Origin of the sequence: Rhodococcus jostii RHA1, from assembly GCF_000014565.1 — a bacterium.
In the GTDB taxonomy this organism is placed as follows: domain Bacteria; phylum Actinomycetota; class Actinomycetes; order Mycobacteriales; family Mycobacteriaceae; genus Rhodococcus_F; species Rhodococcus_F jostii_A.
In genome coordinates this window covers 4,874,755-4,887,202 of the sequence record NC_008268.1, presented here as the reverse complement: position 1 = coordinate 4,887,202, position 12,448 = coordinate 4,874,755, and the positions used below count along the sequence as shown (strand labels likewise).

Sequence of the window (12,448 nt, the reverse complement as noted above, 5' to 3'; positions counted from 1 at the left end):
GGAGTTTCCGTGACCGATCAGCTGCTCGACTCCGCCGAGTTCCGCGGCGCAGTGCGTGCATTCGCCAACCGTGAGATCCACCCCGGCGCGGCGTTCCGTGACGAGACGCGGGAGTTCCCGGCGGAGTTGGTGAAGCGACTGGGCGAACAGGACCTGATGGGCATCTCGGTGCCCGAGGAGTTCGGCGGACTGGGCCTGTCCACCAAGACACAGCTGATCGCGATCGAAGAGGTAGCCCGCACCGACGCCGCCCTCGCCTCGATATACACCGCGCACTACCTGGGGCTCGAGCCGATCCTCGTCGGCGGAACCGAGGAGCAGAAGCGCCGGTGGCTGCCCCGGCTCGCGTCCGGTGAGCTGCTCGCCGGGTTCGCCCTCACCGAACCGGACGCCGGCTCCGACATCGCCTCGATGCGCACGACGGCGCGGCGCGAGGACGACGGGTGGCACCTGTCCGGTTCGAAGACGTACATCTCCAACGCCAAGGAGGCCGACCTGGTCGTCCTCTTCGCCAAGACCGATCCGTCCGCTGGCTTCCGCGGCATCACCGCCTTCGTCCTCCCCCAGGGCACCCCCGGCGTGAGTTACTCCGAGCCCCAGGACAAGCTGGGCATCCGGTCCGCCCCCACCTACACCGTCTTCCTCGACGACGTGGTGCTTCCCCCCGACGCCGTGGTGGGAACGGAGGGCCGCGGCGGCAACATCGCGCTCACCGCCCTCAACCGCGCCCGCATCGACGTGGCCGCGATGGCCAACGGAATCGCCCTGCGCGCTTGGGAACTGGGACGCTCCTACGCGGCCGAGCGCAAGCAGTTCGGACACCCCATCGCCGAATTCCAGGCGATTCAGCTGCTGCTGGGCGCGTGCGACGCGCAGCTCGTCGCCTCCCGCGTCACCGCGGACTGGGCGGCGGACGTGAAGGATGCCGGGGCCGACCTGCGCCGCGCCGCGTCCGTGTCGAAGTACGTGGCCACGGAGGCCTGCTTCTCGATCGTCGACCAGACCGTGCAGATTCACGGCGGCGCCGGTTTCATGCGCGAATCCGAGATCGAACGCCTCTACCGCGACTGCCGGATCCTCCGGATCTTCGAGGGCACCTCGCAGATCCAGCTGCTCACCATCGCCTCCAACGCGCCGTCCCCGCGCTCGACCGAATTCTGAGAGGGCCTGTCATGCCTCCCCTGCCTCCCCTGGACGGCGTCCGCGTCGTCGATCTCTCCCGCGTCCTCGCCGGACCGTATTGCACGGCGCTGCTCGCAGACGCCGGCGCCGACGTCGTCAAGATCGAGCCCGCTGCCGGCGAGGACTCGCGGCACCTGGGCCCGTTCCGCGACGGCGAGAGCATCTATTTCAACGTGCTGAACCGCGGAAAACGCTCGCTGGCACTGAATCTCAAGGACGACTCGGACCGGAAGGTGCTGTTCGACCTGCTCGACACGGCGGATGTTCTCGTCGAGAATTTCCGGCCCGGCGTGACCGCCCGCCTCGGCATCGACTACGACACCGTCCACACCCGCAACCCCCGGCTCGTCTACGCGTCCATTTCCGGTTTCGGGCAGGACGGGCCGCTCGCGGGTTCGGCCGCCTACGACCTCGTCGTGCAGGCGATGTCGGGGATCATGAGCATCACCGGTTCCCCCGAATCCGGGCCGACCCGGCTCGGCGAATCGTTCGGCGACCTCGTCGCGGGACTGTTCGCGGCGTGGGGCATCAGCTCCGCCCTGGTCGGTACGCGGGAGTCGGGTGTGGGGCAACACCTCGACGTCGCCATGTTCGACAGCATGCTGGCCATGCTCCCCACCGCGCACAGCCAGTTGCAGGCGTCGGGGGTCGCACCGGTGGGAGTGGGCAATCGCCATCCCGTCTCCACCCCGTTCGACACGTACCGGGCGTCGGACGGCCTGTTCGTCCTGGCCGTCGCCAGCCAGTCCGGATTCGAGAAGCTCGCCCGCACCATGGATCGCGCAGACCTTCTCGGCGACAACCGTTTCGCCGACGACACGTCCCGCACCGATCACGAACCGGCCCTGCGCGCGGAGATCGAGATCTGGGCGAAGGACAAGACGGTCGCCGAGGTGGTCGCCGTCCTCGGCGCGGCCGGACTGGCGAGCTCCGAGATCTGGAACGTGGAACAGGCGTTGTCGTCCGAGCAGAGCAGACACCGGGGACTCGTGGAGTCGTTCGATCATCCGGTCGCGGGAACGATCGACTACGTCCGGCAGCCGGTCGTGTTCGGCGACAGCGCGCGCCCCGGGGTCCGCCGCAGCCCGCTGCTCGACGAACACCGGCAGCCCCTGCTGTCCGAGATCGCGTCGCGGTAGATTCACGCCGACACCCGCGACCGTCAGGAGAGAACCCATGGCCCCCGGAGATGTGACCCGCAGCGCGAGCCGCACCTTCGAACTGCTCGGCGCGATCACCGAGCAGGGCGGCTTGACGCTCGGCGACGCCGCGAAAGCCGCCGGCCTCGCCACGAGTACCGCACTCCGCCTGATCCGCAGCATGGAGCAGAGCGAATTCCTGGTCCGCGGCGACGACAACGTCTACCGGGCCGGGCCGCGACTTCTCCAGATCGGCGCCCGGGCGATCAGCGACAACCAGCTGCTGTCCCGGGCCCGGCCCGCGATGGTCGCGATCGCGGAGGGAACCCGCGAATCCACGTACCTGTCGACCCACGGCCCGAAGGGCACAGCCCTGTATCTCGCGCAGATCGAGGGCACCCACGCGATCCGGCACATGGGATGGGTGGGGCAGACGGTGCCGCTCGAGGGCACGGCCGTCGGCGCCGCGCTGCGGGGCGACCTGCAGAGCGAGGGATACGCGATCGCCCACGACACCATCGAGGACCAGTCGACGGGTGTGGCGGCCCCGATCTACGACGCGGTGGGGCGGATCGTGGGCGCGCTCAGCATCATCGGGCCGACGTTCCGCCTCGACGACGCACTCTGCGCCCAGCACGGTCAGGTTCTCGTCGAGCGTTGCCGTGCGCTGTCGGCCGAACTGGGCTCCCCGACCCGGTGAGCGGCGGTCAGCTACTCATGCTGGTCCGGACGAACTCGCGGAACGTGAGGACCATCGGTTCGCGGGCCCGGCCCCGCCGGTAGATCAGCGAAAACGGCGCTTGATAGCCGAACGATGCCGGCAGGATCGGGCGGAGCCGGTTCCGGTCCACCCAGTACTCCGCGTAGTGCTCGGGCAGGTATCCGATGTACGCGCCGGACAGCACGAGGATGAGCTGCGCCTCCATGTTCTCCACCGTCGCCGAGGGTTGGGGGAACCCCTGGCGGGCGAGTTCCTGCTCGGACCAGTAGCCGCGGGTCACCATCCGCTGTTGCGTGATGACCTCCGGCGGCACCCGCTTCCTGCCGAACAGCGGATGCTTGTCGCTGCAGTACAGCCAGTGCTGCTCCCGGTGCAGCGCCTGGGAGACGAGACCGTTCATCGGTGAGGCGAACGCGCCGACCGCGACGTCGATCCGGTCGTCGAGCACGCCGACCTGCAATTCGTGCGGGGTCTGGATCTTCAGGTCGAGGTAGACGGCGGGGTGGTCCTTGCTGAACACGCCGATCACGTCGGCGAGCGGCAGCGTGGCGTCGGTGACGGTGGAATCGAGAACGCCGATGGTGAGGGTTCCCCGGAGCTCCCCCTGCAGCGCGGCGCCGTAGCGTTCGAAGCCCTCGAGTTCGCCGAGGATGCGCAGGCATTCCTTGTGGTAGAGCTCGCCCTTGCTGGTGAGACCGAATCCGGCCCGGCCGCGGTGACACAGGACGATGCCGAGGTGCCGTTCGAGCTGGCTCATGTAGGTGCTGATCGCGGAGGCGGACAGTCCGAGTTCCTGCTGCGCGGGCGCGAACCCCTGGTGACGGACGACGGCCGCGAAGATCTGGAGGAGCTTCAGATCGGGCAGCGAGCTGCGCATCGCACTCCTCCGGCGGGGTCGAAAACAGGGTGTGAGCTGGCTCGCACCATTACTTCACGATTTTCTGAAGTGATTATTTGTATCAAGTGATTTATTTCACGTCAATGTTCTCCTACCGTCTAGGGCAACGGTCTGACGAGACCGGCACCGACGGGACCACCGCGCCCGTCATCACCGATCCGCTAGGACACGTGAAGGACGCACCATGGACATCACCATCATCCTGATCTACCTGGGCGCGATGCTCGCGTTCGGCTGGTGGGGCAAACGCCGGGCGAGCAACTCCAGCGAATACCTCGTCGCCGGCCGCCGCCTCGGCGGATTCCTCTACACCAGCACGATGGCGGCGGTCGTCATCGGCGGCGCCTCCACCGTCGGCGGCGTCGGCCTCGGCTACACGTACGGCATCTCCGGAATGTGGCTGGTCGTGTCGATCGCCGCCGGCGTTCTCCTGCTCAGCCTGCTCTTCGCCGCGCGGATCCAGCGCCTGAAGGTCTACACCGTCTCCGGGATGCTGAAACTCCGGTACGGCATCGACGCCACCGGCGCGTCCGGTCTCGTGATGATGGCCTACACCCTCATGCTCACCGTCACCTCCACGATCGCCTACGCCACCATCTTCAACGTGCTGTTCGGCTTCGACCGGACCCTGTCGGTGGTCCTCGGCGGCCTCATCGTCGTGGCCTACTCCGCCATGGGCGGCATGTGGTCGATCACGCTCACCGACGTCGTCCAGTTCGTCATCAAGACCATCGGCGTCTTCGTCCTGCTCCTCCCGTTCACGTGGAGCAAGGCGGGCGGGTACGCCGGCATCAAGGAGCGCGTGGGCGAACAGGCACTCGGGCTCGGCACCATCGGCACCGGCACCATCATCACGTTCTTCGTCGTCTATACGCTCGGCATCCTCATCGGACAGGACATCTGGCAGCGGGTGTTCACCGCGAAGTCGCCGGAGGTCGCACGGTGGGGCGGCGTCACCGCCGGCATCTACTGCCTGCTGTACGGCGTCGCGGGCGCACTGATCGGCCTGGCCGCGTCGGCCCTCATGCCCGACATCGGGTCGTCCGACGACGTGTACGCCGACGTCGCCGTCCACGTCCTGCCCGTCGGCCTCAGCGGCATCGTCCTCGCCGCCGCGGTGGCCGCGATGATGTCGACCGCGTCCGGCGCACTGATCGCCACCGCCACCGTCGCCCGGCAGGACGTCCTTCCGCTGGTCGCCCAGATCTTCGGCCGCACCCGCCCCGAGCTGGACACGTCCGATCCGGAAGCCGACGTGCGCGGCAACCGCCTCTACGTGATCGTGATCGGCCTCGTCAGCATCGTGATCGCCGCGCTCATCAACGACATCGTCTCCGCGCTCACGATCGCCTACGACATCCTGGTCGGCGGGCTCCTCGTCCCGATCCTCGGTGGCCTGGTCTGGAAGCGCGCCACCGGAACCGCGGCCATGGCGGCCATGGCGGTGGGTACCGTGGCGACCATCGCGACGATGTTCGTCGTCGGTGACGTCATGGCGAACGAACCGGTGTACGTCGGACTCGTCAGCGCTCTGGTGGTGTTCGTGGCCACCAGCCTGATCACCGAACCCACCCCGGCGAATGTGATGTCCGTGTGGAACGCGCGAGTGTCGGGAAAGGACGAGGAAGACCCGGTTCCGGTCCCGGCACCGATAGCCTGAGTGGCATCAGCGCACGAAAGTGAGTGCGCACGAACGGGAGGAATGATCGTGCCGAAGATCGTCGACCACGACGAGCGGAGACGGGCGCTCGCCGACGCCGTTCTCGCGTTGATCGCCCGGGAGGGGATCTCCGCCGTCACCACGCGAGCGGTGGCGGAGGAGAGCGGGTGGTCGACCGGAGTGTTGAACCACTACTTCGGATCCCGGCACGAACTGCTCCTCGCGGCGCTGCGCCGGGCCGGCGACATCCAGGGCGACCGGTACCGCACGATCCTCGACGAGGAGGGCGCCGGCCCGATCGAGAAGCTGCGGAACATCACCGCCAGCATCCTGCCGCTCGACGAACGCCGACTGGCGATGACCCGCGTGTTCCTGTTCTTCTACGCGGAGGGTGCGGCCGAGGAAACGGCGCGCGGTGAGATCGCGGCCTTCCTCGCCCGCTGGCGGGGCGTCGTGCGCGAGTCGGTCGTCGCCGCACAGCGGGAGGGCACCGTCTCCACCGACCTCGACGCGGACGCCGTCACCGTCGCGCTGGTGGCACTGACCGACGGTCTTGCATTGCAGGCCATCCTGGATCCCGTTGTCATGAAGGCGATCAGCGCGGAGGACGCGGCCGCGCGCTGCGTGGACGCCGCCGTGCGACGGACCACCGAAGAAGCGGGAGCAGTAGGTAGATGACCGACCGCGTCGTCGTCCTCGACGACTTCATTCCGGCCGAAGCGCTGTCCGATTCGCTTGCCGCCGCGGGTATTTCCGCGGACGTCGTGCACCAGTCCGAGTTCCCGTCCGGCCCGGGCGTCATCGCCCTGCTCGTGGGCCCGGAGAACACCGGCCTGGGGCCCCGTCACCTGGCGGATCTCCCGGACCTGCGACTGCTGTCGGCCACGTCCGCCGGGTACGACCACCTGCCGGTGTCGGCGGCCCACGAACGCGGCCTCTGGGTCACGCGGGCGGTGGACTACTGCACCGAGGAGGTCGCGGATCACGCGCTCACGCTCACCCTCGGACTGCTTCGATCCACCCACGCCCTCGACCGCTCCGTGCATGCCGGCGGGTGGGACGTCACCGCCGCGCCGCCGCGGCGGATCGCGGGAACCGTGCTGGGCCTCTACGGATTCGGCCGGATCGCCGGCGCTTTTGCTCTGCGCGCCCGAGCCCTCGGGATGACCGTCCTCGTCAGCGGCCGCGGGCTGGGCGACCGCGCCGGGGAACTGGCGGCCGAGGGCATCGAGGTGGTCGGGTTCGAGGAACTGCTGCGCCGCTCCGACGTGCTGAGCCTGCACGTCCCCCTGACTTCCGAGACGCGGGGTCTGATCGGCGAGCGTGCGCTGGCCGCGATGAAGCGCGGCGGATATCTGGTGAACGTCTCCCGCGGCGGGCTCGTCGATCACGACGCGCTCGGCGCCGCGCTGCGCAGTGGACACCTCGCCGGTGCGGCCGTCGATGTTCTTCCGAACGAACCGCCCGCACAGGACGATCCGATCCTGCAGATCCCGAACCTCGTGATCACCCCGCACGCCGCGTGGTACTCACCGCAGGTCGCGCGCACCCTGGCGCAGCAGTCGGCCCGCAATGTCGCGGCGGTCCTGACGGGCGCATCACCGGTGGGCGTCGTCGCCGCACCGGGGATGTGATCGCCCGTCCTTGTAAAGCCGCTGTCAGTCCTTGTAGTCGGGGGCGGTGCGGTCCAGCATCCGCAGAAGCGCCGCCCACGCCATCTCGTAAGCCTGATCGTCGGCGTAGTCGTCCGTGGCCTCGCCGGCGAACTGCCGCGCGGTGTGCTCGGCGATCTCGGGCGACGGAACGCGCAGTTCACCCGACGCCTGGGCGGCGATCTGGATGTCACACGCCTTCTCCAGATAGAACATTCGCAGAAACGCCTCGGCGGCGGATTCACCCACGGTGAGCAGTCCGTGATTGCGCAGGATCATCGCGGGGTGGTCGCGGAGATCCTCGACCAACCGCACGCGTTCGGCCGTGTTGAGGGCGATGCCCTCGTAGTCGTGGTAGCCGACCCGGTTGTAGAACTCCATCGAGATCTGGTTCAGCGGCAGCAGTCCCTGCTCCTGCGCGGCCACTGCACACCCGGCCTTCGTGTGGGTGTGCAGCACGCACTGCGCGTCCGGCCGGGCCTCGTGAATCGCGCCGTGGATCACGAATCCCGCAGGGTTGACGTGATATTCGGACGGTTCGACGAGTTCGCCGTCGAGACCGATCTTCACCAGGCTGGAGGCGGTGATCTCCTCGAAGAGCAGGCCGTACGGGTTGATGAGGAAATGATGTTCGGGCCCGGGAATCCGGACCGAGACGTGCGTGAAGATGAGGTCGGTCATCTTGAAATGCGCGAGCAGGCGGTACACCGCCGCCAGTTCACGACGCAGTTCCGCCTCGGTCTTCGCCGGGCTCGTTCGGCCCTGCGACGTAACGGTGGGTGCACTCATGCGGGATCTCCTTGATCACCGAAGGGATTTCGGCTTAAATATATCAAGCGATTTATTTAAGTGCCAGCCCTCGGATCAGTCGAGCCGCCCACCCAGCATGCCCCGCAGCGAGCGCAGGCAGAGTTCACGTAGCTCGCCCTCGGCGATCGACGGGTGGTCGAGCCAGTCCATGCAGACGGCACGGACGAAGGCGATCCATCCGCGCACCGCGACGCCGACGAGTTCCCGCTCACCGTCGGGGGGATCGAGCGCGTCGACTATGCGGCGCTGCTGGGCGTCGAGTTCCCGCTCGACGATGGCCCGGATGTCGGCGTCGGCCGACAGCGCGCCGTGGTTGATGGCCCGGACTCCGTGCCGGTGGCTCGCGACGTGCTCGAAGTACGCGTCGAGGCCGGCCGCGACCTGTTCCTCGACGGGGAGAGTGGAGTCGGGGGCCGTCACGTCGAGCAGTCGTTCGGATTCGCGTTCGACGATCGCGGCGAAGAAATCCCGCTTCGTCGGGAAATAGTGGTACATCAATCCGCGCGACACCTCGGCGAGTTCGGCTACCTCCTCGATCCACACGTCCTCGTAGGGGCGGTCCGCGAACAGCCGCGCGCCGATGTCGAGCAACTGCGCGCGCCGCTGTTCCGGGGCGAGTCGTCGGCGGGCGCTGGTCATGCCAGTCACCGTACTGCTTGACACCGGTTCAGTAAGGGGTACCTTGCGTACTAGACATCAATTCAGTAACGCAGGCCACATCGACACGGGGGTCGACATGAGCGTCGAATCACTGCACACCACGGCGGATGCGACCATCCCGCATCCTCGATGGCGGCTTCCCGTCGTCGGCGACGTCTTCGGGATCAGCATCCGCACTCCCTTGCAGAATTCGATGGAGATCGGCAGAAAACTCGGGCCCATCTTCGAGCGCAACGTCCTCGGCAATCGGTTCGTATTCGCCTCCGGTGCCGACATGGTCGCAGAACTCTCCGACGAATCCCGGTTCGCGAAACACCTCGCACCCGGCGTCGCGTCGTTGCGCGAGGTGGGCGGCGACGGATTGTTCACCGCGTACAACCACGAGCCGAACTGGAGCAAGGCGCACAACCTCCTCGCCCCGGCGTTCACGAAATCCGCGATGCGGTCGTATCACCGCACGATGCTGGATGTCGCAGGCGAACTGACGGAGCACTGGGACGAGCGGGTGGACGGCTCCCCCGTCGACGTGTCCTCCGACATGACGAAGCTGACGCTCGAGACCATCGGCCGCACCGGCTTCAGCTATTCCTTCGACTCGTTCGGACGCGAGCGCCCGCACCCGTTCGTGCAGGCGATGGTCGGTGCGCTGAGCCATTCGCAGCGCACCACGTTCGTGAAGTCCAGCGCGCTCGGGCGCCTGCTGATGCGACGGTCGGATCGACGCAACATCGCCAACCTCGAACACATGGCCGAGGTCGTCGACGAGGTGATCCGCGCCCGCCGCGACAGCGCCGAGGACGGTCCCGAGGACCTGCTCGAACTCATGCTGCGGGCCGCCCGGGAGAACGACCCCCATCGCATCGACGAGTTGAACATCCGCCACCAGGTGGTGACGTTCCTGGTCGCGGGACACGAGACCACCTCCGGTGCACTGTCGTTCGCCCTGTACTACCTGTCGCGGCATCCCGACGTCCTCGCGAAGGCGCAGGCGGAGGTCGATGCAGTCTGGGGCGACGAAGAGCCCGCATTCGAGCAGATCGCGAAGCTCCGCTACGTGCGCCGGGTGCTCGACGAATCGTTGCGGCTGTGGCCGACAGCCCCCGCGTACGGCAGGGAGGCGACCGTCGACACCACCCTCGTCGGCAAGTACCCGATGAAGGTCGGCGACTGGGTGCTCGTCCTCATCCCCGCCCTGCACCGCGACCCCGTGTGGGGTGACGATCCCGAGGCGTTCGACCCCGACCATTTCCTCCCCGAGCGCATCCGGTCCCGCCCCGCGCACGTGTACAAGCCGTTCGGGACCGGCGAACGCGCCTGCATCGGAAGGCAGTTCGCCCTCCACGAGTCGGTCCTGGTCCTCGGCACGATCCTGCGTCGATACGACATCGTGGGCGACCCGGACTATCGACTGAAGGTCGCCGAGCGCCTCACCCTCATGCCCGAGGGCTTCACGCTGCAGCTCCGCCGGCGTTGACCCCCGCTTCGGTCGCCCAATGTCACATCGGTCTACTTCGACTGCACCGATGTGACATCGGGCGAAGCGTGTCACGTGGTCGCGCGGGCCAGAGCTTCCGTCACGACGTGTTCGGCGATGGCGAGGGACGACGTCGCACCCGGTGAGGGCGCGTTCCGGACGTGGATTACGCGTTCCGACCCGGTGATGACGAAGTCGTCCTCGAGGCTGCCGTCGGCGTTCATCGCCTGAGCGCGGATGCCCCGGGGCCCACGGGTGACGTCGGAGCGGCGCACGTCGGGCACGTACTTCTGCGCCTCCTTCACGAACTGGCCCGTGCTGAGGACGGTGCGGGCCTCGCGGACCGCCGCCGCGGTGTTGTGCACGGCGAACCGCCAGAACCCGGGAAACCCGACCGCCGACATCACGTCCGACGCCGACCATCCCCGATGGTCGTACGCCTCCCGCCCGAAGGAGAGAAAGGCGTTCGGTCCGAGCATGATTCGTCCGTCGATCCGCTTGGTGAGGTGAACGCCGAGGAACGGGTACCGCGGGTCCGGAACCGGGTAGATCAGCCCCTTCACGAGCGAGGACCGCTCGGGTTCGAGCAGGAAGTAGTCGCCGAAGAAGGGCACCACGCGAGGCGATCGCGGTTCACCGGACATCAGTGCCACCCGGTCGGACTGGAGTCCGGCGCACGTGACCACCAGGTCGAAGACCTCACTGCCCTGCCCGGTGGTGACCACCGTTTCCGCGGTCCGGCTGTCCAGGCCCACGACCTCCCGGCCGAGGAGCACGCGTCCACCCGCGGCGGTGATGTCCGCGGCGAGAGCCTCCGCGACCGCCACGTAGTCGATGATCGCGGTGTGCGGCGAGTGCACGGCGGCGACTCCCCGCGCGTGCGGTTCGATCTCGGGGATCTCCTCCCCCGCGACCTTGCGGATGCCGGGGACCCCGTTGGCCACCGCTCTGTCGAAGATGGCGTCCATCCGCGCCACTTCGGACGAGTCGTGGGCGACCACCACTTTGCCGCATTCCTCGTAGGCCACGCCCTTGTTCTCCGCGTACTGCTGCAGGAGGGTGACACCACGTCGGCACAGGCGCGCTTTGAGGCTGCCCGGCAGGTAGTACAGGCCGGCGTGGACGACGCCGCTGTTGTGTCCGGTCTGGTGGGCCGCGACCCGGGTCTCCTTTTCGAACAGCGTCACCTCGACGGCGTCCATGCGGTGCAGAAGTTCCCGGGCGACCGCCAGACCGATGATGCCGCCGCCGATGACGGCGGCACGAATCTTCGCCATGAGCACCCCTCCGTATATACCGTTTTCGAGATACCATCGATGGTATGTCGACCACCCCTCGACGCACGTCTTTTCCCGGACTGGAGCACCTGTCCGATCGGCGTCGAGCGCTGCTGGACGAGCTCGTCACCACCCGCCGCGAGCACGGCCTGACGCAGACGGAGATCGCCGCGCACATGGGCACGTCGCAATCGGCCGTGGCACGGCTCGAACGCGGCGACGTCGACCCCCGCCTGTCGACGCTCGAACGGTATGCGGAGGCCGTGGGCCGGACGGTCGACTGGACGATCTCAGCGCATCGGGAGTCATCATCATGATCTGGCCACCACCCACCCCACCACCGGTCCCGCCGTTTCACACGCCCTGGCAGCCGGACCCCCGGCAACCACCCGCGCCGATGCCCGTCACGTCCGTGCCCGCTCCCGCTCCCGGTCCCGACTGGCTGGCCGAGCGCCTGTTCGACAAACGGATCGTGTCGCTGACCGGCCGACTCGACTCCGAGGCCACCAACCGTGCGGCGGCGTCGCTCGCGTTGCTCGACGCCTCGGGCGACGGGGAGGTCCAGTTGTGGCTGCACGGCGTCGACGCCGACGTCGACGCGGCCGCCACGCTCCTCGACACCCTCGACCTGATGGGGGTTCCGCTGCACGTCCACTGCCGCGGCGACGTCCGCGGTATGGCGGTCGCCTTCCTCGCGCCCGCCGACCGCCGGACGGCGGCGTCGCACGCCACGTTCCACCTCCGTGAACCGCAGACCTCCTGCACCGGTCCGGCGTCGGACGTCGCCATCGCCGCCGAACACCACGAGCAGCAGCTGCGGCGGCTGCAGCAGCGGATCGCCGACTCCTGCGGGCGCCCCGTCGACGCGGTGAGCGGTGACATGCGGGACCACCGGATCCTCACCGCAGACGAGGCGCGCGACTACGGGTTGATCGACGCCGTCACCGGCGCGCGCTCCGTCGACGGCGAGTAGAC

13 protein-coding genes are annotated in these 12,448 nt (G+C 68.2%); 9 read left to right on the top strand and 4 right to left on the bottom strand.

The features are described 5' to 3' along the window. Positions 1-9: 9 nt before the first annotated feature. From RHA1_RS22620 to RHA1_RS22610, 3 genes are read left to right on the top strand one after another with little or no spacing between them, the layout of a single operon-like run. Positions 10-1,161, top strand: a complete 1,152-nt coding sequence (locus RHA1_RS22620) for an acyl-CoA dehydrogenase family protein (protein WP_011596994.1) — start codon at positions 10-12, stop codon at positions 1,159-1,161. Between the two features lie 11 nt (positions 1,162-1,172). Further along, on the top strand, positions 1,173-2,321 hold the full coding sequence (locus RHA1_RS22615) for a CaiB/BaiF CoA transferase family protein (protein WP_011596993.1): 1,149 nt from the start codon (positions 1,173-1,175) through the stop codon (positions 2,319-2,321). Positions 2,322-2,358: 37 nt separating this feature from the next. Beyond that, positions 2,359-3,021: an IclR family transcriptional regulator gene (locus RHA1_RS22610; protein WP_009477706.1), complete on the top strand. Its 663-nt coding sequence runs from the start codon at positions 2,359-2,361 to the stop codon at positions 3,019-3,021. 7 nt (positions 3,022-3,028) lie between these two features. On the opposite strand, the gene RHA1_RS22605 is transcribed toward RHA1_RS22610, so the two are convergent. Further along, entirely contained in the window at positions 3,029-3,919 is an 891-nt protein-coding gene (locus RHA1_RS22605) for a LysR family transcriptional regulator (RefSeq protein ID WP_011596991.1), read from the bottom strand. 205 nt (positions 3,920-4,124) lie between these two features. Here RHA1_RS22605 and RHA1_RS22600 point away from each other — a divergent pair, with 205 nt between their 5' ends. From RHA1_RS22600 to RHA1_RS22590, 3 genes are read left to right on the top strand one after another with little or no spacing between them, the layout of a single operon-like run. Next, complete coding sequence (locus RHA1_RS22600; RefSeq protein WP_011596990.1) at positions 4,125-5,600, top strand: sodium:solute symporter family protein; 1,476 nt, start codon at positions 4,125-4,127, stop codon at positions 5,598-5,600. Positions 5,601-5,642: 42 nt separating this feature from the next. Beyond that, entirely contained in the window at positions 5,643-6,278 is a 636-nt protein-coding gene (locus RHA1_RS22595; RefSeq protein ID WP_050787361.1) for a TetR/AcrR family transcriptional regulator, read from the top strand. Next, complete coding sequence (locus RHA1_RS22590; protein ID WP_011596988.1) at positions 6,275-7,234, top strand: C-terminal binding protein; 960 nt, start codon at positions 6,275-6,277, stop codon at positions 7,232-7,234. The genes RHA1_RS22595 and RHA1_RS22590 overlap by 4 nt, the downstream gene beginning before the upstream one ends. A gap of 24 nt (positions 7,235-7,258) precedes the next feature. Here the strand turns inward: RHA1_RS22590 and RHA1_RS22585 are convergent, their stop codons facing one another. Beyond that, positions 7,259-8,041 carry a class II aldolase/adducin family protein gene (locus RHA1_RS22585; RefSeq protein ID WP_011596987.1) on the bottom strand — a complete coding sequence of 261 codons (783 nt, stop codon included), beginning with the start codon at positions 8,039-8,041 and terminating at the stop codon, positions 7,259-7,261. A gap of 75 nt (positions 8,042-8,116) precedes the next feature. Beyond that, positions 8,117-8,701: a TetR/AcrR family transcriptional regulator gene (locus RHA1_RS22580; protein WP_009477700.1), complete on the bottom strand. Its 585-nt coding sequence runs from the start codon at positions 8,699-8,701 to the stop codon at positions 8,117-8,119. A 97-nt stretch (positions 8,702-8,798) separates the two neighbouring features. On the opposite strand from RHA1_RS22580, the gene RHA1_RS22575 reads away from it, so the two are divergent. Next, the gene (locus RHA1_RS22575; RefSeq protein WP_029539615.1) at positions 8,799-10,196 is read left to right on the top strand and encodes a cytochrome P450; all 1,398 of its coding nucleotides are present in this window, start codon (positions 8,799-8,801) and stop codon (positions 10,194-10,196) included. Between the two features lie 71 nt (positions 10,197-10,267). Here RHA1_RS22575 and lhgD read toward each other — a convergent pair whose 3' ends face one another. Continuing rightward, entirely contained in the window at positions 10,268-11,473 is a 1,206-nt protein-coding gene (gene lhgD, locus RHA1_RS22570) for an L-2-hydroxyglutarate dehydrogenase (RefSeq protein WP_011596985.1), read from the bottom strand. Positions 11,474-11,517: 44 nt separating this feature from the next. On the opposite strand from lhgD, the gene relB reads away from it, so the two are divergent. Further along, positions 11,518-11,790, top strand: a complete 273-nt coding sequence (relB, locus tag RHA1_RS22565; protein ID WP_009477697.1) for a type II toxin-antitoxin system RelB family anti-toxin — start codon at positions 11,518-11,520, stop codon at positions 11,788-11,790. Positions 11,791-11,870: 80 nt separating this feature from the next. Continuing rightward, the gene (locus tag RHA1_RS22560) at positions 11,871-12,446 is read left to right on the top strand and encodes an ATP-dependent Clp protease proteolytic subunit (RefSeq protein WP_050787360.1); all 576 of its coding nucleotides are present in this window, start codon (positions 11,871-11,873) and stop codon (positions 12,444-12,446) included. Positions 12,447-12,448 lie beyond the last annotated feature (2 nt).

Bases quoted from the DNA above. Each gene is read 5' to 3' on its own strand.
- RHA1_RS22615 (WP_011596993.1), top strand. From the start codon at position 1,173: ATGCCTCCCCTGCCTCCCCTGGACGGCGTCCGCGTCGTCGATCTCTCC.
- RHA1_RS22610 (WP_009477706.1), top strand. From the start codon at position 2,359: ATGGCCCCCGGAGATGTGACCCGCAGCGCGAGCCGCACCTTCGAACTG.
- RHA1_RS22605 (WP_011596991.1), bottom strand. From the start codon at position 3,919: ATGCGCAGCTCGCTGCCCGATCTGAAGCTCCTCCAGATCTTCGCGGCC.
- RHA1_RS22600 (WP_011596990.1), top strand. From the start codon at position 4,125: ATGGACATCACCATCATCCTGATCTACCTGGGCGCGATGCTCGCGTTC.
- RHA1_RS22595 (WP_050787361.1), top strand. From the start codon at position 5,643: ATGATCGTGCCGAAGATCGTCGACCACGACGAGCGGAGACGGGCGCTC.
- RHA1_RS22590 (WP_011596988.1), top strand. From the start codon at position 6,275: ATGACCGACCGCGTCGTCGTCCTCGACGACTTCATTCCGGCCGAAGCG.
- RHA1_RS22585 (WP_011596987.1), bottom strand. From the start codon at position 8,041: ATGAGTGCACCCACCGTTACGTCGCAGGGCCGAACGAGCCCGGCGAAG.
- RHA1_RS22580 (WP_009477700.1), bottom strand. From the start codon at position 8,701: ATGACCAGCGCCCGCCGACGACTCGCCCCGGAACAGCGGCGCGCGCAG.
- RHA1_RS22575 (WP_029539615.1), top strand. From the start codon at position 8,799: ATGAGCGTCGAATCACTGCACACCACGGCGGATGCGACCATCCCGCAT.
- lhgD (WP_011596985.1), bottom strand. From the start codon at position 11,473: ATGGCGAAGATTCGTGCCGCCGTCATCGGCGGCGGCATCATCGGTCTG.
- relB (WP_009477697.1), top strand. From the start codon at position 11,518: ATGTCGACCACCCCTCGACGCACGTCTTTTCCCGGACTGGAGCACCTG.
- RHA1_RS22560 (WP_050787360.1), top strand. From the start codon at position 11,871: ATGCCCGTCACGTCCGTGCCCGCTCCCGCTCCCGGTCCCGACTGGCTG.